The sequence below is a fragment of the Sporosarcina sp. genome (assembly GCF_029257255.1).
GTDB lineage: Bacteria > Bacillota > Bacilli > Bacillales_A > Planococcaceae > Sporosarcina.
Genome location: NZ_JARICI010000009.1, coordinates 102236 through 127592, shown reverse-complemented (window position 1 = coordinate 127592; position 25357 = coordinate 102236). Strand labels below are relative to the sequence as shown.

The following is a 25357-nucleotide window of genomic DNA, read 5'->3' as shown; positions in this document are numbered from 1 at the left end:
TGTGCGTAGAAATATGTAAAGGGGGTGCTGGGATGATAAGAAAACCGATACTAAAAACTATCGATTATACAAATTGGCACACTGAAATCATTAAGCCTATCACGGTACGTTCGGATTATCAGCTGGACAGCGGTAGTGTGCAGTATAGCCGTATGACAACTCGTGTACTCGGTACAGGATTTGACGAAACGGATTATTTGATGGAATTATATACAGTCAGTCAGGCGGCACATGTTTATGTGTTATCTGAAACACTGGATAAAACATTATCTTCTGAACGTTTTCAGGCGATCCAACAAATTTATACTCTTATTCAGGAGCAACCGAATCTATCTATTAATCGGTTTGTCGCATTTTTAGAGGGATCTCAGTTACTGCCTAAGTACGGAACAGATCCGGACCTTAATAGACTTATCCGTACAGCTCTTATTGAAGTGTTCGGATTATTTCAAAAAAATCATACGGGTGCATTCAACCATCCAGAGTTCCGGCGGGTTTTTCTCGATATCATTAAGTGGACTTGGAACCATCTGGATCCGTGGATGAATGAAATACCAATTGTTGAGGATATACCCCACATTTTGTGGTATGGGGATTTGAATAAAAGTCAGTTATACTTTTTATACTATTTGACTTTGTTGGGACTGGATGTTGTCATCCTTCATCCGGAAGGAAAAGACTATTTTAAGGAAATTGATCCTGAAAACATGTGGTCCACTGTAGTGAGCTATCCGACAACAATGAAAACTTTGCCTTTCCCAATAGATGAACCGCAGCGACAAGGGACAGTAGCGTATCGGGCATCGAAAGAAATCGATCACGTGCTGCATCATGAGGGATCTGCGTTTTATAAACCGTGGCAATTTAGAAATCACATTCCAATGCCTGTTACGTTAAAAACAACATATGATGAAATTTTCTTATTAGCGAAGGAAAAGGCACTCATCCGTCCCAACTTTTCTGCAAATGTAACGGAAGTAAAGATTCCTTCATTATTCGCGAAGATCTCTGGCGTGTCGACAGATAGAAAAGCCTATTGGGATAAAATGCACAGATTAATAAATCAACCGAATACGGTAATTGTGAAAAGCTTTCCTTTTATGCAGGAACAGAAGTCGAACAATCAGTTTCACTATCAGCATGCACTTGGAAAAGACGGGAAATTAGATCCGGAAAAAATGATGAAAGGTAACTGGTGGAAATACCAGAACCTTCATGATGGTTTACAAAAAGCAATTGCGTCAGCGATTTCAAGAATGTGCGTGAACGTGCGTATGAAAGCGCAGCATGAAGAAAGTAAGGAACAGGTTCGTTTGTATCTATTTACGCAAGCGACCACTATTCCAGATGTATTTCTCAATCTGATGCAGACATTTGATTACTCGCAAGAGATACCTAAGGTTATTTTATACAACAACGAAAATAATGGTACGCTATCTAAAGCAGATGCAGCGATCTTGCTGCTGTTAAATGAATTGGGCCTTGATATTGTTTTATATAATCCGCCTGGACACAATGATCTGGAACTTTTTATCGATAAAAAGGATTTCGATCATCATCTGTTGGAAGATATGGTATTCGACTTAGCGTTTCAAGAGCGAAAAAAAGACGGTTCAATAGTAAGTGGGTTTTTAAATCGATTTTTTAATGGGAAGGGATGAGTAGTTTGAATGAAATAAAAAATTACGATGTTGAAGTATTAACGGAGAATAAAGCGGAACAAATGCGTAACGAGCTAAGACAGAGTCCTGAGGTATTGAATCTGGTTCGTACGATTGATACAAGAAATCAAATGAGCCTGCTCGATTTTGGTAAAGAACCTGCAGTCGAGATTTCTACATTCGCAGACCGTATTTTATCTACAATGAGTTCATCAAGTGTTACCGATTCTGGTGAGATGCTCAGACAACTGGGTAAGACGATGGACAAGTTTGATAAAAATGATTTTGATGAGCCAAAAGGTTTCTTGGGAAAAATTTTCAAGCGTGGAGACAAGTTGATTGAAAAAGTGTTTGGTAAATATCAAACAATTGGTAAAGAGATTGAAGGGATACATATTGAAATATCCAAGTATAAAGATGAGATGATTCGTTCCACACACAATATGGATGAGATGTATGAACAAAACTTTAATTATTATATGGCTTTAGAAAAGTATGTAGTGGCCGGTCAAATAAAAGTAGAAGAGTTAAGAACACTGACACCAGCTCTTGAACAGCGTGCAACAAATGGTGATCAGTTGGCACAGATGGAATTAGATACAATGAATAATGCCATCCAGTCATTGGATGAGCGTATATATGACTTGGAAATGGCGCGTATGGTAGCATTACAAACGGCACCCCAACTGCGTTTATTACAACGAGGTAACACCAAACTTATCGGTAAAATTAACTCAGCCTTTATCATAACAATTCCTATCTTCAAAAACGGCATCATTCAGGCGGTAGCGGCGAAACGGCAGAAGTTGGTTGCTGACTCTATGAATGAGCTGGATAAGCGTACAAATGAAATGTTGCTTAGAAACTCGCAAAATATTGCTTCACAAAGTGCGGATATTGCTCGTCTGGCAGGCAGCCCGAGTATTAAGATTGAAACGATTGAAGAAAGCTGGAATACGATTGTAAAAGGGCTTGACGAAACAAGGGCAATTGAAGAGGAAAATAATCGTGCTAGACAGGACGGCATGAAACGGATTGCTCAATTGCAAGAGTCGATGAAAAACTACGGTAAATAACTAAATTGGGGGAATGAAGATTTTGATCGAACTTAAGAAAAAAGGACAATCCATCAATCTATCCAAAAAGGGTAATGATGTTGGTGAAATACTAGTTAACCTCAAATGGAATCAGCACACTAAAGCGGCTAAAAGTGGTGGGTTCTTATCTTCGTTATTTGGTGGTGCACCTAAGAATTTGGATCTGGATCTAGGATGTCTTTATGAAATGACATCTGGTGAAAAGGGCTGTGTACAAGCACTGGGCAATGCATTTGGTGCATCGAATAGTTACCCTTATATTCAGCTGGATCACGATGATCGTACAGGCGAATCTGCAGGTGGTGAAAATTTACGTATTAACGGTTCTAATATAAAGCATATTAAGCGTGTGCTCGTCTATGCATTCATTTACGAAGGAGCGGCAAATTGGTCAGAAGCGGATGGAATTGTGAAGCTTACGTATGGCGGCGGTGAAGATATCGTTGTAAAACTTGACGAACATCGAAATGGTAAGGTTATGTGTGCTATCGCTATGATTGAAAATATAAACAATGAAACCTTTAAAGTCCAAAGACTAGTCGAATATTACCAAGGGCATGCTCAGTTGGATAAAGCACATGGATGGGGGATTAGTTGGACAGCAGGTTCTAAGTAATTATAAAAATGATATCAATCTGAATCACTGTTAATGAAAAAGAGCAACCTAGACAAATTGTCCGGGCTGCTCCTTTTAGCATTTTATTATAAACGAATTGTCTTCACAGCACCTGTACGCTTCACAAGAATCGTTTTGTACTGTGTACGGTTTTTTGCGTCAGTGTATACAGTCACGCGTGTGTTGTAGTTATCAGAAACGACACGGGCTGTGTAGCTGCTTAAGTCTACTTTTGTAGTTGAAGGCTTAACGGATTGCACAGCTGGCTTACTTGGTTTCGCCTGTGCTGCAGGCTTTTCTTTGATGACTTGGTTGAACACCATGCCGCCTTTTGTATTGATGAATTTAGCTGTTTAGTATTTTTATTGTAGATTGTTTTGTACTGTGTACGTCCCTGCACGTCGTTCAACAGCATTTTACGGATGACCTTTTGATCTTCTTTAAAGTTGAATGAAGATACGTTTACTTTTGACGCAATCGTTGCATATTCAGGAAGTTTTGTAACATCAACTTTCACGGCTTGATTGTGCTGGGCGTCCTGGTAATGTGAAACAGACGCCTGATGGTTAGTTGTTGTACTCGGGCTTGCCTCCGCGCTAATTCCATGAAGCACACCTGTCGTCAGCATTAAAGCACCTAGTGTAGAAATGATTTGTTTTTTCATAATGAATCTCTCCTTCGGGAAAGGAGCAATTTTACAGGATACTGTGAGAAAAATGAGATTTTCATGAGAAGTTGGCGAACCGTTTCACATTTAGTAATCGTCTAGCTCTTTCTTGAATACATAACTGACACGCTTGTAGTCCATCTTATCTTCATAGAAGCGATGGGCATTATGCCGCTGGAGTCCTGAAGACAATGCGACGCTGACATAATTACGTTCTTTCGCCCAGTCGTGAATGAATGAAAGAAGTGTTTCACCGTATCCAGACGATCGTTTTGATTCGGCGGTCACCAAATCGCAGACCCAGACGGATCGGCCATAGTATAAGGTAATCATCGGTTTGAAGCCTGTGACAGCAACTATTTCATCTGCATCGTACAATGCAAACAGGTGATACTGGTCTTTATCGCGTGCTTCCGCGACTAATTGAAGATATTCTTCTTCCTTCAAATGTGTGCGCAACTGTTTCATAATCGGAAATGCGCTGAGTATTTCTGCTGCAGACTGAAGTTCCTTGATCGATAATGCTTCCAATGAAAGTCACCCTCTTTAGTTGTTTCCCTCATTATTCCACATCTAAAATACAATCTCCTTCTGTTGTTATGTAAAAGACCCGCGTGCGCAGGTCCGATAAATCAAGGATTTGTTGTGTAATCGTCACCGGTCTGCACACGCCTTTTGTCTTTTTGTGAATTGGCGTTATTTTTCTTGGCTGCATCATTTTGTCCGATCACATCAAGGTCATCGGGGCTGAGATCGTACCCAAACCCATACTCTTCGCGCATTTTTTCATTCTTTTTACGTTTGTCTTTATTCGGCATTGTCGTCACCTCCATTATAGAAGTGTGGCTCGTTTGCTTTAGATTATGAGGAGTGAGTCTGAAAACCTTAAGATTTTCTTCATACTTATAATGAATCTTTGTTAAGAGTTGGGTGGTAGAATGAAATTATCGGTATTCGGCAGGAGATATCAGCTTTATAAATGGGGGAATGAAAGTCAGCGGCTTTTCTTTTCAGCGGATTTATAAACGTATGCTGAATCCAGACGCAATCACGTCGAGACGTGATTGAACAAGTGAGACGGGGTGAAGGGAATGGCGGAATTTACAGTACTTGTGGCGGATGACGATAAGGAAATACGTGAGGGAATCGAGATTTATTTGAAAAATGAAGGGTATGACGTGCTAAAAGCGGAGGATGGACGGGAAGCGCTCGAACTGCTTGCTTCCAATGAAGTGCATTTGCTCATTTTAGATATTATGATGCCGAATATGGATGGCATTACGGCGACGTTCAAGATTCGGGAAGTGCAGAATATACCGATAATCATGCTCAGTGCCAAGGTTGAGGATTCAGATAAGATTCACGGATTGTCGGTGGGAGCTGACGACTATGTTACGAAACCGTTTCATCCGCTCGAGCTGATGGCGCGTGTGAAATCGCAGCTGCGGCGCTATGTGCAGCTCGGGACATATGAAGGGCAGAAAATGATCGAAGTCGATGGGCTCGTCCTGAATGAAGAGGCGAAGGAACTGACGGTGAATGGGACACCGGTTCGGCTCACCCCGATCGAATACAAGATCACAGAACTGCTCATGAAGCATCCCGGACGGGTATTTTCCATCAATGAAATTTATGAGCGCGTGTGGAATGAACAAGCGTATAATGCGGAAAACATCGTGGCTGTGCATATCCGTAAAATACGGGAGAAAATCGAAGCGGATCCGAAAAATCCAAGGTACGTGAAGGTGGTGTGGGGTGTTGGCTACAAAATCGAGAAATAAAAGTGGACTTGTCTGGTCACTAATCGCCATTGCCCTTGCCACTGTGAGCTTCATCTATTGTGCGTCGTTTGCTGTCGATCTATTTTCAAATGGATGGATCAGACTTCATAAGACAATTGGATATTTCAGCAGGATCATCACAGGAGGGAACATCTCATGAGAAAATATCTGAAAGTCTCGCTGTGGCCGGCTCTCGTTGTAATTGCAATAGTTGGAGTGTTGTCAGCTTTTTACTTAGGCCCAAAATATGTAGGGAAATCGTGGTTTGAAACAGATGAATTCTCCTGGCAGCTGGAAAGTCTCTACAGTGACTTAAGCGTCAATGAGCTGAATTCGATAGATCCGGATAAAGCGACAAAGAAGTTCAGTGTAACAGAGCGGGAAATTGAAGACTATCGTAATCATTACGGCACATTGCCGGAGCAGCTGGACAATATTGAGAGACAATACCGTACGCGTATTGCGGAAGCAAAAGAAAACAAAAATGAAACGCTGCTGATGGCTCTTGTCAAAGAGCGTAACGGTAAATTGGATGATATTAAAGAAAACTTTGAGAACACGGAGCATGTGGAGCAAAAGATATTGAAGGAAAAAGGCAGACAGCTGGCTGCTGTTTTAAAACAGCAATCGGAGAATGTGGCAAGGAACTTTGCGGTCAATTATGATTTCACAGATGTTGAGACCGGCGAGCATTTCACGAAAGGCGATGTTTCACAGCCTGCCGCTTTCAAAAAAGAGTTCAATGAAGTACACGGTTTGTTCTTTGCTCACTCGTTAACGGATGCCAGTCTGGATCAATACGTTCAATCAGACGCGGATGTGCCATTCCGATTGAACCATGAGGACTTACAGCAGGCGGAAATTCCGTTGCGGAAGCTTAAAGGAACGCTTACCATCCCGAAGGCTGCACTTGCCGGCGGGGCGCTGCAGGATAATGTGCGTGTTTTTAATGGTGAGAAAAAAATGTTGTACATGAGCTGGCTGATAGCGGCAATGGCCATTGCTGCGCTATTTACGGCCGTTAAATTCAAGAAAGAATGGGTGATCGGAACCAAAGAATCGGCAGCGTACAGAAAGTGGAAGTTCGATGTGCAGATTGCGGGACTCTTCTTTGCAGCTACAGTGTTCCTGTTATATGTACAGTCGGCAGCAAATACTATTCCCTATGCGGGATTGCGGCATCCGTCTTATTACACGATGAACCTGATAGAATTTATGCTGTTCGGGTACTTGCCTGCAGGATTGGTTGCCTTCCAGCTGGTCAATTTGACGGAACAGATAAAACAGCCGGGTTATTTGGATCGGGCGTTGAAGGATACGTTTGCTGTGTCGCTTGCCAGAAATATCCGGGATCTGTTCAGCAACTGGAAACTCGGAACGCAGTTTCTGTTACTACTGGTGATATTTTTCTTGGCTGGTATCGGTTTTGTTGGAATGTTTTTAGCTCCTGAACTCGCTGTCGTCTATGCTTTCTGTGTGGTGTTTATTGCACTCCCCGCGTTAATTTTATTCGTCCGCAGGGGCGCATATTTGAACAGGCTGTTTGCTGCAACTGAAGCGATGGCGGCGGGACAGCTGACGCAGGGAATCCCTGTGATAGGAAGATCTCCGCTTGCCAAACATGCGGCGAATCTGAATAATCTGCGTGACGGCGTCCGGGTTTCTGTCAATGAACAGGCGAAAAGTGAACGCTTGAAAACGGAGTTGATTACGAATGTCAGCCATGATCTGCGAACACCGCTCACTTCGATCATTACTTATACAGATTTGCTAAAAGATGACACGTTGTCTGCGGAAGAACGGACGAAGTATGTCGGGATTATCGATCAGAAATCACAGCGTCTGAAAACACTGATTGAAGATTTATTCGAAGTATCAAAAATGGCGAGTGGCAATCTGGAGCTGGTGAAACAGCATGTAGACTTGAACCAGTTGATGCAGCAGGCTTTGGCTGAACATGCGGATGATTTTACAGAATCCGGTTTGGACGTGCGGATTTCATTGCCTGAAGTCCCGGTATATGCACTTGTTGACGGTCAGAAATTATGGCGGGTTCTCGATAATTTGTTGATCAATGCATTGAAGTACTCGTTACCTGGAACGAGAATATATGTGAATCTGCAAAAGTCAGGAAATCAGGCACGGATCACCATGAAAAACATTGCGAAATATGAAATTGGTGATAACACTGATGAATTATTTGAACGTTTTAAACGCGGCGATGAATCAAGACAAACGGAAGGATCCGGCCTCGGCCTTGCCATCGCGCAATCGATTGTTGAACTGCATGGCGGCAGGATGGATGTAGAAGTTGACGGTGATTTATTCAAAGTGACCATTGATATAGCAGCTGGGTAAATGGGTTTAGAGCGAGATGGGAAAAATATCCTGTCTTTCTCTAAATTTTCATTTTTCAGGAGGAAGCTGTTTGCCAGATGTCGAATTAGGGTATGTATAAGGGGTGAGGTCTCTGTAAAAAGAGCATGCATGAAAGGGAGGAATGGTAAAATGACAATCATCGACGGTAAATACCCAAACAAGAAAGATTTAGAGCCTAAAGTAAAAGATACGCTAGATAAAAATAATAAGGCGGTCGAACCTGACGAACTTCCGTTGGCAGATCCCGCTGATTCGGATTCTTCAGTCGTATTCAGAGAGAATGCGCAGGATGAAACAGGCGAGCATAAGCCTTCTGCATACAGCCAGAATAAATCACCAAGCCAAAATTACCATGACCTGAAGCCTGGTGAGGAATTTCCTTATGGGAACCAGGAAGAGTATAACCGTACGTATAACCAGGAAGCACACGGTCAGTGGAATGAACATAAAAATATTGAGAAGCCGACAGACTTATCCTAATTACCAGCCCGCTTTCCCGCGTGGCTGTTTTTAGATGGAGAATATAAAGGGTGGGATGAAATGGGAGCAGTTCAACAGTTTTATTTGGCAAGGGGCTACACATTAAACTTGCTGAAAAAAATAGACGAAGACGCGTGGGACAGGCAGCCGGAAGGGTTTTCTAATACGATCCGCTGGAATGTAGGGCATGTCTATAATCTGGCGGAATATATTTTGAGTCTGGCTTTGGAGAGCTATGAAGTACAGCATCATGAATGGGCAAGTTTTTTCAAAGCAGGAACTAGCCCGTCTGATTGGGTGGAGATTCCGCCGGCTGAAGCAGAGTTGTTTGCGGCCATGAAAGATCAGGGGAAACTAATTTCAGAGCTGACAGATGAGCAGTTGGGACAGGCACTCGATACGCCTATTGAGATCGGCAAATTCATTACGTTGCATACGGTGGAAGATACATTGAACTTTCTTTCCTGGCATGAAGGGATTCATGCAGGACTGATCGACGGTTTGGCCAGAGTAAATAGATAGATAGATGAATGAATGCAGACAGTCAGAGCTAATCTGGCTGTTTTTTTGCGTACTTTTACACGCACCGCGCCAAAACCGCATAACACGGCACCAAAACAAGCCTTACACACCTCTCAGCCTTAAGTCTGAGAGGGAAATCCGCTATGCGACCGTCGGAGAAATCAAGTTTTCATTATAAACTTAGGTTACAAATGAAGGGAGGACATTAACATGAAAAAACTTGGACTTGTACTGCTGGGAATTGTGGCAGTGTTTATACTCGGAATAAATATAGGTCCGATGATCGCACTGGCGGTTTCGGGAGTGATCGCGTTTGTCAGTTTTCATTATTGGAGAAAGAGTGAATCTTCATTCGCTAAAGTATTCTGGCTGATCGTTTTGATTTTCAGCTTAATCAGCTCGGTTTCAAATATTCCGGCTTTCATCGGAATTATTGCTTTGATCGGGATCTACTATGTGTGGCGCAAATGGAATGAGCGCACAGTGAACCCGGATATCACGGATTCAAATGATCCATTCACAAATTTCGAACGCCAATGGAATGAAATGACTAAGTAAAGGAGAGATGGACAATGAATGCATTTTGGCATCGCTTGAAATATACGGTACAGGAAGATTTGAATACTTTGATGGACAAGAAGAAGGTCGGCAAAGAGAATCCGATTGAGCAGCTGAATCAATACTTTTTGGATGCGCAGCAGCAAACGGCGGAAATCGGTAAGCTGCTGGAGCGTCAGGGAAGATTGAAGCAGGAATTGGAGCAGGAGCGACAGGATGCTGAATTAATGGCAATGAAACGCCGTCGTCAGCTGGAATTGGCAGAAGCGACGGGTGAGGAAGAGCTGATTTCATTCGCGAAAGCGGAAACGGAAGCGTATGAAGGACGCGTCGCCAGATTGTCTGCGAGCATTCAGGAGGCGACGAATGAACTGCTTTCATTGGAGCATAAGTTTGAAGAAATGAAGCATCGTGTGAAAGATATGCGGGTTCGACAATTACAGTTGATGGGTAAGGAAAACGTCACACGGGCACAGGAGAAGATGGATCGATTTGCAGCTCCGGAGACTTTGTTCTCCACGCTTGACGATTTACATTCGTACATCGAAAATCTAGGCGGTTCGAAACGATCGGCACAATCTGCTTCTTCGATGGAACAACGTTTGGATTCATTGGAAAAAAGCAGCGCACGCAAAGAGGAAATTGTGTAAACTAGAGGAGGAAGCATAGTGCTTCCTTCTTCGAGAAGGGGGAGAATGAAATGAATGGCAATGGTTCGAATAAAGTTGCGATACTTGTGCTTGGTTTTCTGGCGCTTGTTTTAGCGGAAGCAGTGCTGTTCGGCAACGGTAATATTATTTTTCTCCTTCTCGGAGGAACTTTCTTCTATTATGGATACAAACAGCGTGAGAAATGGACGGTTATCATCGCAAGCATTTTCATCTTTTTTGCATTGATGAGTCTTTGGAGTCTGCGATTGCTTCTTCTCGCTGCCATTGTATATGTGCTCGTGAAGATGTGGAAAGGAACGCCTTCCAATGAAATCTTTGGTTCGCTGCGGACAGAGCGCGCAAAACGTTCCGAAGGCCTGTGGAAAAATCGTCTGTTTTCCGTCCAGTCCACTCCATTTTCTGCGTATGAATGGGAAGACGTGCATATGCAGGGGCTGTTCGGAAATATTCATGTGGATGTGACAGATACTGTGCTACCTAAAGGGGCATCCTTTATTTCGATTCGGCAGAGTGTCGGGAAAATTATAATTGATCTGCCGTACGATATTCCGGTGCGTTTCCATTACGCGACGCTATATGGGGAAGCGAAAGTGCTCGGCAATGCGCCGCGCCGCCTGCTGAATGAAACGATACGTGAACTAGACGGCTATGAAACAAAGCAGCCGAATGATCCGGAATTGATTATTTCCCTGTTTACGTGGATCGGTGATGTGGAGGTGCGGAGAAAATGAGAGTATTCATTAGCCGTACGATTCTTCTGACACTGACATTCAGCAGTTTGGTTGCTGTATTTTTCTATCTGTTTATCGATATGACGCTTGAAGGCTACGGCAAAATGCTGATGGAAACAGAGGCCGCAGAAATGCCGTTGGCTGCATGGCTGGTGCTGACTATTTTTGTGATCAGCCTGATCATTGCGGGCTGGATGACATCGAGCACCCGTACGAAAGAGCTTTTCATTAAGCAGAAGCTTGAAAACTTATATTCGAAACAGGAATTCATTCCATCGAAAAAGATGAATAAGCAGATGAATCATTCGATCGAGCAGTTGTATGAAGTGCTTCACGCGCAGCGCAACAGCCTGCGCCGTATGACGGATGAGCGTTCTGAAGCGCAGGATAAAGTTATTCAGGAACGAATTGTTCAGGAACGACAGCGTCTGGCGAGGGAACTTCATGACTCTGTTTCGCAGCAGTTGTTTGCGGCATCTATGCTGCTGTCTGCCATTGTGGAACAGGCGGATGAAGGGCCAATCCGCAAACCACTGCTGCAAGTGGAGAAAATGGTGCAGCAGGCGCAGCTTGAAATGCGTGCGCTCTTACTTCATTTGCGTCCGGCAGCTTTGCATAATCAGTCGCTTGCCAAGGGACTTGAAGAGTTGCTGAATGAGTTGAAGGAAAAAGTGACATTTGATATCAAGCATCGTTTAGAGGAAATTGAACTTTCAAAAGGTGCTGAAGACCATTTATTCCGGATTGCGCAGGAAACGTTGTCAAATACATTGAGGCATGCGAAAGCGACAGAAGTGGAAATGCTATTGATTGAGCGCGGGGGTCTGGCGATTTTGCGTGTGCAGGATAACGGTGTAGGATTTAAACAGGATGACGGAAAAGGCGGTTCCTATGGTCTGCAGAATGTGAAGGAACGGGCGATTGAGATCGGCGGCAGCTGTAAAATTGTGTCAGTGCCAGCGCAGGGGACAATTGTAGAAGTGCAGTTACCAATAGAGAGAGGAGTGAATGCTGATGATTCGGGTATTGTTAGTGGATGATCATGAAATGGTTCGTATCGGCGTATCGGCTTATTTGCAGATGCAGCCGGATATCGAAGTGATCGGAGAAGCGGAAAACGGCAAGATAGCCGTGGATAAGGCCCTCGAATTGCGTCCAGACATTATTTTGATGGATATGGTGATGCCCGAAATGAATGGTGCCGAAGCGACGGCCGCCATCATTGCAAAGTGGCCGGAAGCAAAAGTTATTATCGTGACGAGTTTTTTGGATGATGATAAACTGTATCCGGCACTTGAAGCAGGTGCAGTCAGTTATATTTTAAAGACGTCCAATGCCAAGCGTGTAGCGGATGCTATTCGCGAGACGATGCAGGGGCAGACCGTACTGGAGCCTGAAGTGACTTCAAAAATGATGACTAAAATGCGCAGCGGCCAAACTCATGAACTGCATGAAGATTTGACAGACCGGGAGCTTGAGGTGCTGTTGCTGCTCGCAAAAGGTAAGTCTAATCAGGAGATAGCGGATGAACTTTTCATTGCGGTGAAGACGGTGAAGACGCATGTCAGCAATATTTTATCGAAATTGGAAGTCCAAGACCGCACACAGGCGGTCATTTATGCGTTTCAGAAGAAGCTGGCGAATTAACGGGTTATCGTGTGCATATGCGTAATCCTTAGTACATATTGTGGATAAAGAAGGCTTCGTTTGTAGAATAGTCTGAAATTACGAACTTCTCCACAAACTATCCACTGACAATGTGCATAACTATTCAGTAAGCTATGAAAGATTTTCTTGTTCACATGTGGATAAGTGTTAGCCGGAAACTTATCCACTGAATAAGGCGTCATGATAGTATTGTTTGGCAACAGAAAAAAAGCATAGCTGAAGGGTATCCTTCGCGGAAAGAGAGTCTAATGGAATTATTTGATTTGATTAAAGCACTAATTTTAGGTTTCGTAGAAGGTATGACGGAGTTTGCTCCTGTTTCTTCTACAGGTCACCTCATTATTGTGGATGATATGTGGCTGAAAACGGAGGAGTTCTTAGGGAAGTATCCTGCAATTACATTTAAGATTGTCATTCAGCTCGGATCGATTTTGGCTGTTGTCGTGGTATTTTGGAAACGATTATTCAGTCTCGTCGGTTTGTATAAGGTAGATAGCGACGTGAAAATGAGCGAACGTTTCAATTTGCTTCATGTCATCGTTGGAATGCTGCCTGCTGTTATATTCGGTTTTGCGTTCAAGGATCTGATTGATGATTATTTATTTGGAGTGGAAACGGTCATTATTGCATTGGTGGCGGGGGCTTTACTGATGATCGCGGCAGATAAATTCGGGCCGAAAGAGCCTCGCGTGCAGACGCTCGATCAAATTACATACCGTCAGGCGTTCACAGTCGGACTTGTTCAGTGTCTGTCGCTGTGGCCGGGCTTCTCACGTTCAGGCGCAACGATTTCCGGCGGCGTGCTGTTCGGAATGAATCACCGGACGGCAGCGGATTTCACGTTTATCATGGCGGTGCCGATTATGATGGGCGCGAGTCTTGTGTCCGTGATGAAAAACTGGGAGTATATGTCGATGGACCATATTTCATTTTATGTGGTAGGTTTCTTGGCCGCGTTCGTGTTCTCGTTAATTTCGATCCGTTTCTTCCTGAAGCTTATTTCGAAAATTAAGCTGGTTCCGTTTGCGATTTATCGTATTGTGTTGGCAATAATTTTAGCGGTAATTGTATTTTTATAAGAATGTGGAACGACCTTGCCTTTTCGCGGCGAGGTCGTTTTTAATGTGGAATTCAAATGGAGCAGTCAGTATTGGATAGGGGATTTGCGCTCTAGGCGGACGCGGTGAACCCCCTAGTCGCTTCGCTCCTTATAAAGTTTATGAAAGAACATAGAAAGTCCAGTGTAGTTACTGTAAAGCTAAGCAGCTATTTTCTCATAGAGAATAAGTTTTCCCGACTACAGCAAGCTCTGCCGGCCCGTTAAATACGTTTTGAGCTTCGTGCAGGATATCCTGGATGTTTCCGTGATGCGGTAGGTGGGTGAGTATGAGTTGTCCTACATCCGCTTGTTTTGCTAGTTTTCCTGCCTGGCTGCCGGCTAGGTGTCCTGGGGATACTCCTATGTGTTCTTCGTATAGATTGGCTTCGCAAAACAGTAGGTCTGCGTCTTTTGCGAATGAAACGAGCGCATCGGTCCATTCGGTGTCTGCTGTGAAGACGACGGATTGATTTCTTATTGAAAATTTCATTGCGAGGCAATAGACAGGGTGGACGGTTGGACAGAAGCTAACGGTGAACGGGCCGATCTGTGTTGATTTGTCTTCTGAAATCTTGATACCCTGCGTCTGCTCTTTGTATGTTAATGTAGCAAATTTCTCGTCCTCTTGTGTGTGTCCGTAAATTGGCAGGGGAGGCGAAGGTTGTCCGAGATAATATTGGATTAAGCGGCTGTACTGCAAACTGCCGATATCAGCAATATGATCGGCGTGATAGTGACTGATGACGACTGCATCCAGTTCTTCGAGAGCGATATAGTTTTGCAGTGAAGACAGTACGCCGCTGCCGCAGTCCATTAGGCAATGAAATCCTTCATGCTCAATCAGAAATGATGATGTGGCGCTGTTGGCTTTTGGATAGCCGCCCCAGATACCGAGTGGAATGATGTTCATGGAATTCCTCCTGTTCAATTGGTTATGTACTGAATTGTAAATGAACAACGGGAAAAAGTCATAATGGGACAGTGTGATTAGGAGACATTTGTTTACGTACCAATCGTATGAAGAAAAAATCACCCCTCAGAAACAGCTGGATTCACTGTTTCTGAGGGGTGATTTGTTTTAGTTTAATCAACATGAATCGGTCGAACCGCAAAGCTGTTTTGAGTGGGAGTCAATGAAGCGCTGGAGAAAAGTTGAGAAAGTTTATCGCCTTTTGAAATCTCGACAGTTGTGTATGTTTCTGGCGATTTCACACTCGTTTTGATTAATCGCATTTTTGTCCCCGCAGAGTCAGATGAATTTCCCCACGTTGTATCATTGACCATCATGTGAATCTGATCGCCAACGAAACGGGCTGTGTAAAACATCTCGTCCTGTATATCCACATCATAGGATTGAATAAGGTCTGTTTGATTCGTATCAATGGATGTTTTCATTAATTCAGCGCGTTCATTAAACCAATACAGGTCATTGCCGATAAGTGCATCCTGATCTGTGTAGTACGAATACACACTGATCTCTCCGCTGAAATGATCGGTAGGAACAGCAATTCTGTCCAATTCAAATTCTCCATCATTAAGATTCCACTTCATCAGGTTCGTTTGAATGGTTTCTCCTTCAGATTCAGCTTCTCCGATCACATGAATAGTATCTCCTTTTTGTGCGACCTGTTGTGAAACAAGCGCGACATCCATTTCAGGTGTCGGCAGCGGATAAGAAGATAAAACGGTTGGCGTTAACTCTTCACCGACAAATTTAACCAGCCCAAACTGGCCGCCTTTATTGATTCCGTTTGGTAAATCAAAACTGGAAGTTACTCCGTAAAGCTCTGTACCGGCAGTGAAAAGATGACTGTATACGCCTTCCACAATCTTTTCCGTCCGCTTATCCTTGTTTTGATAAGTAAGGCGAGTATCATAACCATCGTCGCTGAAACCGACGTCGAACCAAGACCATACGCCATTCTCTTCATCAACAGAAGAACCGTCCTGTGCGGTAGCGTCTAATAATTCCGTTGTTCTTTCCGCTTTCTGAATCGTACCTTCATTGTTAATAAAATACTCATATTTGTAGTCTGAGAGATAAAGACCGTCTTTTGTCCAGTTAACGTTTGCACGATCAAGAAGATAGGTCGTATAGGCGTCCCATTTGCCTTTATCATCTACCAGCAGTAAGACATTTCTTCCAGCCTCCTGATCCGCTTTATGCCAGATATTTGCGGAGAAAATCATGGCGTATGATTTGTCTGTCAGGTCGATTTTATCCAATTCGAATAAATTACCCTTTGCCTCAGCATCGGCTTTTGAACAGCCCGATGCTAAGACAGCGATAATGAATAGAGAAAGAATACTAGTAAGCAGCTTCCAACTGGTGCAATGCTTCATTTTATTTGTATGCATAGGTTACGGTTTTGGATGAATCTCTGATATTGGATGGATACACGCCAGGTCCGCCATTTCCATCTAAGTCAACTTTAGCTGTTTTAATATATGCGTTCCATACCAAACCGGAACAGTTCAATTTAGTAGTAGTTTTTTTGTTGCTGGCAAAACTTTTATCATACGGTTTGTTTCTGAAATTAGTGTAGGCATAATCCGCTGCTTTGTTTCGGTTAGTTTGTGTGGTATCAACGTACTGAATTTGGATACCGTTCTTTAAGCCGATTTTATTATTGGCGCTTTCAGCTCTACTTTTCGAGCTGATGCCAGGTGCATGGACAACAGTGCTTTTCGTATAGTAAATCGCGCTGTGACCGTGATTAACTCCTGTCCAAGCCTTTGAATACATGACATCTCCTTTGTACCTTGATACTCCGGGTGCCTGATTTGCATTCGTGACACTCTGAACAGAATACTCGTCCTCTTCTGATGAAGGGAGATTATTATGTTTTTGCTCGATTTGCTGTACGAGCGCTTCCTCATAAAATGAATCAAGAGATTCAGATTCAGTGATACCTTCAGATAATGCATACTCTTGTACTAGTAAGTTAACTTCATCGATACTTAACTCCCGGTTAACACTTACAATAGTAGAAAGCTTTTTCTTACTCTTCAAATCTTCATTAGCTGATGCTGAAAGTGGAAATGCTCCTCCCGTTACCATCATGATTGCGATCAATCCGGCAGAACCTTTCTGTAACCATTTCTTTTTTCTCATCCAAATCGTTCCCTTCATAAATGTAATATGGTTTGTCCTTTACAAGCTCAGAGCAATAGAAACTTTCATTTCACACCTTTCAGTTTATTTTTTGTGCTATCTATACTTTCCATGATATTTTCATAGTTGAAAAGCAACTATTAGTTGCAAATGTAGTGTAAACTATTGGTTGCGGGCTTGATTATACAAGGATTTGAGGGATTTGCATGAATAATGATTTTACAGGTCGTTTAAAAGAGTTACGTCAAGAGCATGGCTTCTCCCAGCAGGATGTAGCTGGAATGTTAAACCTTTCCCGCCAGGCTGTCTCTAAGTGGGAAAATGGGAATAGTTATCCCGATATCGAAAATCTGCGTTTATTAAGTGATTTATATAGTGTCCCTCTGGATGATTTTTTTGAAGACCAACAAGCTGTTATTACTGAAACTGCCAGCGATGCTTCTATTAGTAAAGTCCGGACGAAAAGTTATCTATTATTGCTGGGCGGCATCATCAGTTATTTTATATCTCCTGCGGGTTTACTGACAATCCCTGTTATTCTTTACCTCACAAAAAAAGCAGACGGGTTACGCCTGCTGATTTTTACAGTTTCTATTATAGCTCTTGTCGCGAATGGCATCGATGCCTATTATATATGGCAGGAAAATATCGGTGGACGCCTAGTTGATGTTGAATTGATTGAGAAATAACTTATTCAATTATTAACTTTTTTCCTGATATTCGCGCGGTAATCTGCGAGGTAGTGGGAACTATCCCTATCTGGCGCTTCAAAGTGGCAGTAGCTTTTGTTTTCGAATGAACAAGGGAGCTGTTTTTCAGTTTCCCTTTCATGATGTTGATATATAAGTTATTTGCGCCAGTGATGAAGTAATTATTATCAATCGTCACATCATAGGTAACGGACCATTGTCTAGGGAGGGATGCAGTTATTTTATATGTCCCTTTTTTCGTTATGTCTATTGTCGATGAATAAGTCCCCATTTCAGTTATTTCCTCTATACGAACAGTGTAGGTCTCACCGTTTGCAGCTTTCACTTGTTGGGTGGTTGTCCCGCCCGTCTCCAATGAATAAGCTGGTTCCAGTTCATTGGCCGATGTACTATAGGGGGTGAAAATGACCAGCATCACCGCGAGACAGACGCCCATCATACATGATTTCTTCATAATAAATCACTCCTTCATTCCATTTATGAGTATCATACACACTATTCCCAATATATAACATAATGCATTCATACCCTTTACATAGAAGTGGCTTTATACATAGAAAATTATAATGAAATCAATTGGGAGTTAATCCGTGGTGTATTCTATTGGTATTTCTAACGACGAAGTTGTAGATAAGATCAGCGGTATGGATTGACGGGAGAAAATATTTGGAGGTCAATGAAATGAAATGGATAAAAGTTCATCATTATGATGCGTTCAGTAAATTGCCGAATAAAGGGAATCCCGCAGGTGTTGTTTTAAATGGTGGAGAATTATCAGATGAGGAGATGCAAGAAATTGCTTATAAAGCGGGTTTCAATGAAACAGCTTTTCTACTTAAATCTGAGGCGGCTGATCTAAAAATCCGCTTTTTTACGCCTGGACAAGAAATGAATTTATGCGGTCATGCAACGATGGCGACAATATATGCATTAAAAACTAAAGGGCTTTTAGGTAATAAAAAAGAATTTACACTAGAAACAAAAGCAGGGATCTTGCCAATTAAAATCAACACATCGCCCAAGAATGAAATCCTGATTACAATGAAACAGGCATCTCCCCAATTCAGAGAATTCAAAGGTTGTAAAGAAGCTCTAGCCAATTCAATCGGGTTGGCAGGATCAGATATTAATGACAGTCTTCCTATTTTATATGGGAGCACAGGTGCATGGACACTTTTGATTCCGATCAAAGAATTGGAAGCTTTTAAAAGAATGCGGCCTGATAATCAGCAGTTTCCTTCGATATTAAAAGAAATGCCAAAGGCCTCCCTACACCCGTTTTGTCTGCAAACCTATGATAAACAAGCTGATATGCACGCCAGACATTTTTCTTCGCCATATTCAGGGACTGTTGAAGACGCAGTTACGGGAACGGCATCGGGAGTGATAGGTGTTTATTTTATCGAGTATATAAAGCATGATAAGTTTGACGGAACTCTGGATCTTGTTGTGGAGCAAGGCTTAGAAATAGATAAAGACGGTAGAGTAATGGTCCGTGTTTCAAAAAGTGATGATTCTTATGATGTTGAAATAACAGGAAATGCTGTGTTTGTGAAAGATTTCGACGTTTTATTGGAGTGAAAATATTATAAAGGCGGTTGTATAGCTAAAGTTCCGAAGTGTGATCGAACGGAAAAGAAAGTTCTGTTAAAGGTGGCCTTCTAATAGCGCGACGCCTCACTTTTTCGTCATCCAGTTGCAAGGCGGCAGAGGCTTCTTTGTATAGTGGTCGGACAAGATTTAATATTAATGCAAAGCTAGTAATAGTTAAAAACTAATTCTTTTAAATTTATCGTCAATTCTATTGACACGCATTGTTAATTAATATAGTATAAGAATCAAATAAAATCTAAAATCCGATTAAATAGATTTTATGTTTTATAAGCCGATATTAAAATCTTGTATGAGAGGGGGGAAGATGTGAAAAAAATATTACTTATAAATGGAGCAAACATGAATCTTCTTGGTTTGAGGGAAACTAATACACTTGGAACGGCTACGTTAGAAGAGATCAACGAAGAAGTGATAGGTTACTCGGAAAAGTTTAGTATTGAAGTTAATACGTTTCAAAGCAACCATGAAGGAGACATAATCGATAGAATTCAGCAGGCTAACTTTGAGTATGCAGGTGTGATTATTAACCCGGGTTCATTTGGTCACTATAGTGTTGGTATAAAAGAAGCAATCAGTACATTATCAATTCCTTGCATAGAGGTTCATCTGTCCAACTTTTTTAGAAATCCAAAGAATCAATCTGCAATTGCTCCCGTATGTACTGGAATGATCACAGGTTTCGGAAAAAATAGTTATTTGGTTGCGATAGATGCAATAAAGAATATTGTATAAGTTAAATAATTCAAGGGTTTTAAATATGAACATACATTTTAAACAACTTAAAAGGGGGATTGAGTATGATTGGTAAAAAGAAAAAAAGTATTTTTTTATTTTTAACCTTAATGATAGCGCTTTCAATTATGACTGCATGTTCTGATGACCCTACTAGTGCTGAAGGTTCGGATAAAGCTGATAAGGTAAAGAACTTGGTGTTAACAACCCAAACTGTAGGGACAGCAGTATATTCTAGAGCCGCGGCTTTTAACGAAATTATTAATCCTATACTTCCCGAGGATTATCATATGGAAGTCCAGCCATCATCTACTGGAGGAGCGGCGACTATACTTCTTCTTGAGGAAAACAAGGCGCAAATAGGCACATCAAACAATGTTCCGGCAAAGAAGTTATTTGAAGGAACATATGATGAGAAGCGTCCACCTGTAGAAAATGTAGCTTCTATTTTAGGTGGTACAGACTTTACTTATATGACAATCATGTTTACTGATTCCTTTGTGAAAAAAACTGGTATTAAAACGTTTGAAGATATAATTGATCAAAAATATCCTGTGAAAGTCGTAACTAAGCAGGCAGGTAGTTTTGGAATCACTGGCGCAGAAGATCTCTTAGACACAATGGATGTAAAATTTGATGATATTAAATCTTGGGGTGGTGATGTGTTCCATATTGATCCTAGCCAAATGGTAGATATGTTGAAAGAAGGAAAGGCGGATATCTCAATAGACGTAGTAAGTCTGGGGCAGCCTGCATTCTCGGAACTTACAATGACAACGACTATGCACGTTATTGAACTAGCGCAAGAAACTAGAGATAAACTAAATGACTATGGTTATGCCAATAAAGTAATACCCGCTAAAAGTTGGGGTGGACAAGATAATGACATCCAAACTGTTGTAGGGACAGAATCCTTGGTCGTTAGGAAAGACGTTCCTGAAGAGATTGTATATGAAATAACAAAAGCAATTTCTGAAAATAAGGAAAAAATGGTGGAGCTGGTTCCTGTAATGGAAGACTTTGATCCGAAAACTGCAGGAAACTTAGAATACCTTGGAATACCGCTTCACCCAGGGGCCGAGAAATATTTTAAAGAAGTTGGATATCTACAATAGACCTAAATAATTTGGATTACATCAAAAACTATAAGATCGGATAAAATTTATCTTTTGTTTTATAGTCCGGAGGGATTTATTGATGGAGTTACAACTAAATAAAAAATCTCATTATATTAACATACTACTAGGAATAATTGCGCTAGGCTGGTTGCTTACACAACTATATTTCACACTATTTAAACCAATACACCCTATGATACTTAGTCCGATTTTCCTTTCTTTTGCCCTGTCCTTAGTTTTTATTAGCAAACCAATAAGTAAAAAGATTATCTGGCTACGGGTGATTGATTTCATTTTTGTAGGTATTTTGGTTGGAGTCGTAATTTTTTATATTGGTCATGAACAGCGTATCGTTAATAGAATTCCAAACATTGATCCCATTTTACCTGGCGATGTTGCTGTTACGTTAATTTTACTTGTGCTTTTGCTGGAAGCGGTTAGAAGAGTATTAGGGTTTAACTTATTGGTTTTTGTTTCAATATTTATTGCTTACGCATTTCTAGGACCGTATAGTTTCGGATTTACAAAGTTCGCGGGATTCTCACTGCTTCAATTTACTGAGATCATGACGTTGACGACGGAGGGGATATACGGAACACCCTTATCGGCAACAGCAAGTTTCATCTTCTACTTTATACTATTCGGTGTTATCTTCTCCGCTTGCGGAGGCGGGCAAGTATTGATCGATATAGGTTTAAAGTTAGGTAATCCTGAAACTGGAGGTCCTGCCAAAGCAGCTGTGATAAGTAGTGCACTTATGGGAATGATCAGTGGAAGCTCCGTTGCAAATGTAACTACTACAGGTGTTTTGACTATTCCCATGATGAAGAAGGTTGGTTATAAACCTGAACAAGCAGGTGCGATAGAGGCTGTTGCTTCTACAGGCGGACAAATAATGCCACCTATTATGGGAGTAGGAGCATTTATAATGGCGGAGTTGCTAGGTGTTAAATATGCCTCTATTGCACTGGCGGCTACAATTCCTGCTCTTGCATACTTTCTGTCTATCCTCCTTCTGGTAGGGTTTATTGCAAAAAGGAATAAGTATGAAAGTTCAAGAATGATTGATAATGAGAATATTAAATTTAAAACTCAGCCAATCTTACCAAGATTGTACTTGCTTTTCCCGGCGTTCGTATTACTTGGTATGGTCCTTTCCGGTCAATCTTTAAGAAGTGCTGCACTTTACAGCATTTTGGCAATACTGGTACTTAACGTTTTGGTGCCTGCTAACCGTAAAGGTATCAAGGAAATCTATGTAGCATTTATTGAAGGGATAAAGCAGGCGGCGAATATTACTCTTCCAATCGCAGCATGTGGAATTATAATAGGTGTCGTTATTCAATCCGGTCTGGCAAATAAATTTTCCGCAGTTGTAGCAGACGTTGGTGGAACAAGCCTATTGGCAGCCCTTTTAATTACTACCTTAGGTTGTATGTTACTTGGAATGGCTTTACCTACAGTAGCTGCATATCTGATCGGAGTTGTATTGTTTGTACCAATCTTAATAAAACTTGGTATTCCAATTTTGGTTGCACATATGTTTTGTTTTTACTTTGGGGTTATTGCTCAAATTACTCCACCCGTTTGCCTGGCATCCTTTACAGCGGCTGGTATTGCAGGGGCAAACCCCTGGAAGACAGGTTGGACGGGATTTGTTTATGCATCAGTGTCATTCTTAATCCCGTTTGTTTTTATTTATCAGCCTGCAATCCTTCTTATAGGATCGCCATTAGAAATATTCGTAGCTACCTTATTCCTTTATGCAGGTGTTTCTGCATTAGCCGCGGCTATTGCGGGTTATATGTTTGCGCCAATTCATAAGTTTGAACGGATATTAATGCTTACGGTTGCAATGCTTTTAATAGTTCCTGAGTTAGCAACTTCCTTAGTTGGCTTTATCTTACTCGGAATTTTGGTAGTGAGAAATATACAAAAGAAAAAAATTGGGCAACTTCCACAAATGGCATTAGACAAAAATTAAGTAAAAAGAATTTTAAAAAATATAGGCGGTGTAGAAAATGGAAAAAATATTAGTAGAGATTGATAATCAAAAAGTATTAAAACAAATTGAGGATTATGGTATTGTACCAGTAGTGAAAATTGAAGATGTTAAGGATGCTCTTCCACTTGCAAAGGCACTTATAGATGGAGGATTAAATCTAGCTGAAATCACATTTAGAACTAATTGTGCAGCTGACGTAATTAAAGAAATTACAAAGAAATATCCGGATATGCTCATAGGTGCAGGTACAATAAACTCAGTTGAACAGGTTAAGCAAGCAATGAGTGCAGGTGCAAAGTTTATTGTTTGTCCCGCGTTGATTGATGAAGTTGTAGATTACTGCATACAACATAACATCCTTGTGATACCTGGTTGTGCAACAGCATCAGATGTTCAAAAGGCAGTTTCATACGGGCTTACAAATTTGAAGTTCTTTCCAGCGAAATCGTCTGGAGGAATTCAGACAATAAAGGCTTTATGTTCCGTTTATAAAGATGTACGTTTCATGCCGACAGGTGGCATAGGTCTGGACAATATTAGTGAGTATGTCAATGATCCCAATGTAATTGCTTGTGGCGGTAGTTGGATGGTAAATACTGAATTAATTAGTTCCGGGAAATTTGATGAGATTAGAAAGCTCACACGCGATTCCATTTTCAAGATGCTGAATTTTGATTTTGCACATTTTGGCATCAACTGTGATACAGAAGAAGAAGGATACAAAAACATCTTTAAATTAGCGGATATGTTTGATTTAACACTAGGGGATACCGAGAGCTCAACATATGTAGGAAAAGATGTTGAAATTACAAAGCAACCTTTTAAGGTTAGGGGACCGCATGGTCATATTGGTTATCATACGGATAATTTAAAGAGAAGTATTTTCTATTTAGGTAACGCTGGTGTTGAGTTTAATACGGAACACATTAAATATCATGGCGATAAAATGTTCGTGATTTATTTAAAGGATTATCTAGCTGGCTTTGCTATTCATATTGAAGAAAGAAATGATCATAATCCGTCTTCGTGGGATCATCGCGATGATATTAAATCATTAATTGGTTGGAACAAATAATAGAAAACTAGTCACATCAAGGAGGAAAAACTTTATGGCGAAAAAAAAGATTATGGTACCGTTTCCTGTTTTTAAGGAGGGGTTAACAGAGTTATTTGAGAGGTATGATGTATATTATCCATCTGAGAAAGTTCCTAGAGAAGAAATACTGAAAATACTTCCTGAATATGATGCATTAATTTCTTGTGGTTTTAAACCAGACAAGGAAGCAATCGAACGTATGGATAATATTAAGATCATGAGTACGTATGGCGTAGGGTACGATAATGTAGATATAGAAACTATGAATGAAAAAGGAATTCTTGTTTGTAATCTACCGGATATTGTTACCGAATCTACCGCTGAATTTGGGATGGCACTCATGCTTTCCGTAATGAGAAGAGTAGCTGAAACTGATAGAAAGTTGCGCCTGGATCCAAATCTTCCATGGGGACCAATTGCAAATGTTGGCAGGGGGCTAAATGGGAAAAGATTAGGGATTGTAGGAATGGGTAATATCGGTAAAGCACTGGCTAGAAGAACAAGTGGCTTTATGATGGATGTAACATATCATAATAGAAATCGACTGTCAGAAAAGGTTGAGAAAGAATATAACGCTACTTATGTACCAACGCTTGAGCAGCTCTTAAAAGAATCGGACATTGTAATGATTAATACACCACTTACATCATCGACATATCATATGTTCGATACGCCGCAATTTGAAATGATGAAACAATCTGCCTTCTTAATAAATATTGGCAGGGGTCCTGTGGTGAATGAACAAGCTTTAATTAAGGCATTGCAAAATGGTGTGATTGCTGGAGCGGGCCTTGATGTATTTGAAAATGAGCCAAATATTCCTGATGCATTTAAGGCAATGGATAATGTAGTACTTGGCGCACACATGGCAACTGCAACAATTGAAACAAGAACAGAAATGGTTCGTTTGGCGGCTAAAAACATTATTGATTACTTGGAATATGGTAAACATCCCAACCTTGTTAATCAGGGAGCCCTTCAAAATGTCCGACCATTACATTCAAATGTCTCTGTTAAATAACTAGCGTTTAGTAGGA

General features: G+C 41.3%; 27 protein-coding genes. 20 read left to right on the top strand and 7 right to left on the bottom strand.

Annotation, left to right across the window (positions count from 1 at the left end; translation table 11 throughout):
* Window positions 1-32 precede the first annotated feature (32 nt).
* The 3 genes from Q1J64_RS02730 to Q1J64_RS02720 are packed head-to-tail and all read left to right on the top strand — an operon-like array spanning window position 33 to window position 3374.
* Window positions 33-1661 carry a YceG family protein gene (locus Q1J64_RS02730; protein ID WP_301107562.1) on the top strand — a complete coding sequence of 543 codons (1629 nt, stop codon included), beginning with the start codon at window positions 33-35 and terminating at the stop codon, window positions 1659-1661.
* Window positions 1658-2737: a toxic anion resistance protein gene (locus tag Q1J64_RS02725; RefSeq protein ID WP_301107561.1), complete on the top strand. Its 1080-nt coding sequence runs from the start codon at window positions 1658-1660 to the stop codon at window positions 2735-2737. The genes Q1J64_RS02730 and Q1J64_RS02725 overlap by 4 nt, the downstream gene beginning before the upstream one ends.
* A gap of 22 nt (window positions 2738-2759) precedes the next feature.
* Entirely contained in the window at window positions 2760-3374 is a 615-nt protein-coding gene (locus Q1J64_RS02720) for a TerD family protein (RefSeq protein WP_483315940.1), read from the top strand.
* 226 nt (window positions 3375-3600) lie between these two features.
* On the opposite strand, the gene Q1J64_RS02715 is transcribed toward Q1J64_RS02720, so the two are convergent.
* The 3 genes from Q1J64_RS02715 to Q1J64_RS02705 all read right to left on the bottom strand — a co-directional run bounded on the left by Q1J64_RS02715 (window position 3601) and on the right by Q1J64_RS02705 (window position 4859).
* On the bottom strand, window positions 3601-4038 hold the full coding sequence (locus tag Q1J64_RS02715; RefSeq protein WP_301107559.1) for a hypothetical protein: 438 nt from the start codon (window positions 4036-4038) through the stop codon (window positions 3601-3603).
* A 90-nt stretch (window positions 4039-4128) separates the two neighbouring features.
* Window positions 4129-4572 carry a GNAT family N-acetyltransferase gene (locus tag Q1J64_RS02710; protein WP_301107558.1) on the bottom strand — a complete coding sequence of 148 codons (444 nt, stop codon included), beginning with the start codon at window positions 4570-4572 and terminating at the stop codon, window positions 4129-4131.
* 101 nt (window positions 4573-4673) lie between these two features.
* Window positions 4674-4859 carry a hypothetical protein gene (locus tag Q1J64_RS02705; RefSeq protein WP_301107557.1) on the bottom strand — a complete coding sequence of 62 codons (186 nt, stop codon included), beginning with the start codon at window positions 4857-4859 and terminating at the stop codon, window positions 4674-4676.
* Between the two features lie 273 nt (window positions 4860-5132).
* Here Q1J64_RS02705 and Q1J64_RS02700 point away from each other — a divergent pair, with 273 nt between their 5' ends.
* The 10 genes from Q1J64_RS02700 (at window position 5133) to Q1J64_RS02655 (ending at window position 13910) form a co-directional block, all read left to right on the top strand.
* The gene (locus tag Q1J64_RS02700; protein ID WP_301107556.1) at window positions 5133-5822 is read left to right on the top strand and encodes a response regulator transcription factor; all 690 of its coding nucleotides are present in this window, start codon (window positions 5133-5135) and stop codon (window positions 5820-5822) included.
* Window positions 5823-5978: 156 nt separating this feature from the next.
* Window positions 5979-8180 carry a sensor histidine kinase gene (locus tag Q1J64_RS02695; RefSeq protein ID WP_301107555.1) on the top strand — a complete coding sequence of 734 codons (2202 nt, stop codon included), beginning with the start codon at window positions 5979-5981 and terminating at the stop codon, window positions 8178-8180.
* A gap of 150 nt (window positions 8181-8330) precedes the next feature.
* On the top strand, window positions 8331-8681 hold the full coding sequence (locus tag Q1J64_RS02690; RefSeq protein WP_301107554.1) for a hypothetical protein: 351 nt from the start codon (window positions 8331-8333) through the stop codon (window positions 8679-8681).
* A gap of 60 nt (window positions 8682-8741) precedes the next feature.
* Window positions 8742-9203 (top strand): DinB family protein, encoded by a 462-nt coding sequence (locus tag Q1J64_RS02685; RefSeq protein WP_301107553.1) that lies wholly within the window; start codon window positions 8742-8744, stop codon window positions 9201-9203.
* Between the two features lie 210 nt (window positions 9204-9413).
* Window positions 9414-9761, top strand: a complete 348-nt coding sequence (locus tag Q1J64_RS02680; RefSeq protein ID WP_301107552.1) for a lmo0954 family membrane protein — start codon at window positions 9414-9416, stop codon at window positions 9759-9761.
* Window positions 9762-9775: 14 nt separating this feature from the next.
* The gene (locus tag Q1J64_RS02675) at window positions 9776-10411 is read left to right on the top strand and encodes a PspA/IM30 family protein (RefSeq protein ID WP_301107551.1); all 636 of its coding nucleotides are present in this window, start codon (window positions 9776-9778) and stop codon (window positions 10409-10411) included.
* Between the two features lie 50 nt (window positions 10412-10461).
* Window positions 10462-11163: a cell wall-active antibiotics response protein LiaF gene (gene liaF, locus Q1J64_RS02670; protein WP_301107550.1), complete on the top strand. Its 702-nt coding sequence runs from the start codon at window positions 10462-10464 to the stop codon at window positions 11161-11163.
* The gene (locus tag Q1J64_RS02665; RefSeq protein WP_301107549.1) at window positions 11160-12203 is read left to right on the top strand and encodes a sensor histidine kinase; all 1044 of its coding nucleotides are present in this window, start codon (window positions 11160-11162) and stop codon (window positions 12201-12203) included. Before liaF ends, Q1J64_RS02665 begins: the two co-directional genes overlap by 4 nt.
* Window positions 12178-12810: a response regulator transcription factor gene (locus Q1J64_RS02660; protein WP_301107548.1), complete on the top strand. Its 633-nt coding sequence runs from the start codon at window positions 12178-12180 to the stop codon at window positions 12808-12810. Before Q1J64_RS02665 ends, Q1J64_RS02660 begins: the two co-directional genes overlap by 26 nt.
* 269 nt (window positions 12811-13079) lie before the next feature.
* The gene (locus tag Q1J64_RS02655) at window positions 13080-13910 is read left to right on the top strand and encodes an undecaprenyl-diphosphate phosphatase (protein WP_301107547.1); all 831 of its coding nucleotides are present in this window, start codon (window positions 13080-13082) and stop codon (window positions 13908-13910) included.
* Between the two features lie 195 nt (window positions 13911-14105).
* On the opposite strand, the gene Q1J64_RS02650 is transcribed toward Q1J64_RS02655, so the two are convergent.
* The 3 genes from Q1J64_RS02650 to Q1J64_RS02640 form a co-directional block, all read right to left on the bottom strand.
* Window positions 14106-14840 carry an MBL fold metallo-hydrolase gene (locus Q1J64_RS02650; protein ID WP_301107546.1) on the bottom strand — a complete coding sequence of 245 codons (735 nt, stop codon included), beginning with the start codon at window positions 14838-14840 and terminating at the stop codon, window positions 14106-14108.
* Window positions 14841-15013: 173 nt separating this feature from the next.
* On the bottom strand, window positions 15014-16156 hold the full coding sequence (locus Q1J64_RS02645) for a YycP family beta-propeller protein (RefSeq protein ID WP_301107545.1): 1143 nt from the start codon (window positions 16154-16156) through the stop codon (window positions 15014-15016).
* Window positions 16157-16274: 118 nt separating this feature from the next.
* Window positions 16275-17045, bottom strand: a complete 771-nt coding sequence (locus Q1J64_RS02640; RefSeq protein WP_301107544.1) for a YiiX/YebB-like N1pC/P60 family cysteine hydrolase — start codon at window positions 17043-17045, stop codon at window positions 16275-16277.
* 206 nt (window positions 17046-17251) lie between these two features.
* Between Q1J64_RS02640 and Q1J64_RS02635 the strand changes: the two genes are divergently transcribed.
* A complete protein-coding gene (locus tag Q1J64_RS02635; RefSeq protein WP_301107543.1) occupies window positions 17252-17734 on the top strand; it encodes a helix-turn-helix domain-containing protein in 483 nt (160 codons plus the stop codon).
* Window position 17735: 1 nt separating this feature from the next.
* On the opposite strand, the gene Q1J64_RS02630 is transcribed toward Q1J64_RS02635, so the two are convergent.
* Window positions 17736-18209, bottom strand: coding sequence for a DUF5626 family protein (locus tag Q1J64_RS02630; protein ID WP_301107542.1), 474 nt, complete (start codon window positions 18207-18209; stop codon window positions 17736-17738).
* Window positions 18210-18436: 227 nt separating this feature from the next.
* Here Q1J64_RS02630 and Q1J64_RS02625 point away from each other — a divergent pair, with 227 nt between their 5' ends.
* The 6 genes from Q1J64_RS02625 to Q1J64_RS02600 all read left to right on the top strand — a co-directional run bounded on the left by Q1J64_RS02625 (window position 18437) and on the right by Q1J64_RS02600 (window position 25341).
* Window positions 18437-19336 (top strand): PhzF family phenazine biosynthesis protein, encoded by a 900-nt coding sequence (locus tag Q1J64_RS02625; protein ID WP_301107541.1) that lies wholly within the window; start codon window positions 18437-18439, stop codon window positions 19334-19336.
* Between the two features lie 339 nt (window positions 19337-19675).
* On the top strand, window positions 19676-20101 hold the full coding sequence (locus Q1J64_RS02620) for a type II 3-dehydroquinate dehydratase (protein ID WP_301107540.1): 426 nt from the start codon (window positions 19676-19678) through the stop codon (window positions 20099-20101).
* A gap of 65 nt (window positions 20102-20166) precedes the next feature.
* Complete coding sequence (locus Q1J64_RS02615) at window positions 20167-21216, top strand: TAXI family TRAP transporter solute-binding subunit (protein WP_301107539.1); 1050 nt, start codon at window positions 20167-20169, stop codon at window positions 21214-21216.
* 82 nt (window positions 21217-21298) lie between these two features.
* A complete protein-coding gene (locus tag Q1J64_RS02610) occupies window positions 21299-23203 on the top strand; it encodes a TRAP transporter permease (RefSeq protein WP_301107538.1) in 1905 nt (634 codons plus the stop codon).
* Between the two features lie 37 nt (window positions 23204-23240).
* The gene (gene eda, locus Q1J64_RS02605) at window positions 23241-24299 is read left to right on the top strand and encodes a bifunctional 4-hydroxy-2-oxoglutarate aldolase/2-dehydro-3-deoxy-phosphogluconate aldolase (RefSeq protein WP_301107537.1); all 1059 of its coding nucleotides are present in this window, start codon (window positions 23241-23243) and stop codon (window positions 24297-24299) included.
* Between the two features lie 34 nt (window positions 24300-24333).
* Complete coding sequence (locus tag Q1J64_RS02600) at window positions 24334-25341, top strand: NAD(P)-dependent oxidoreductase (protein ID WP_301107536.1); 1008 nt, start codon at window positions 24334-24336, stop codon at window positions 25339-25341.
* Window positions 25342-25357: the final 16 nt, after the last annotated feature.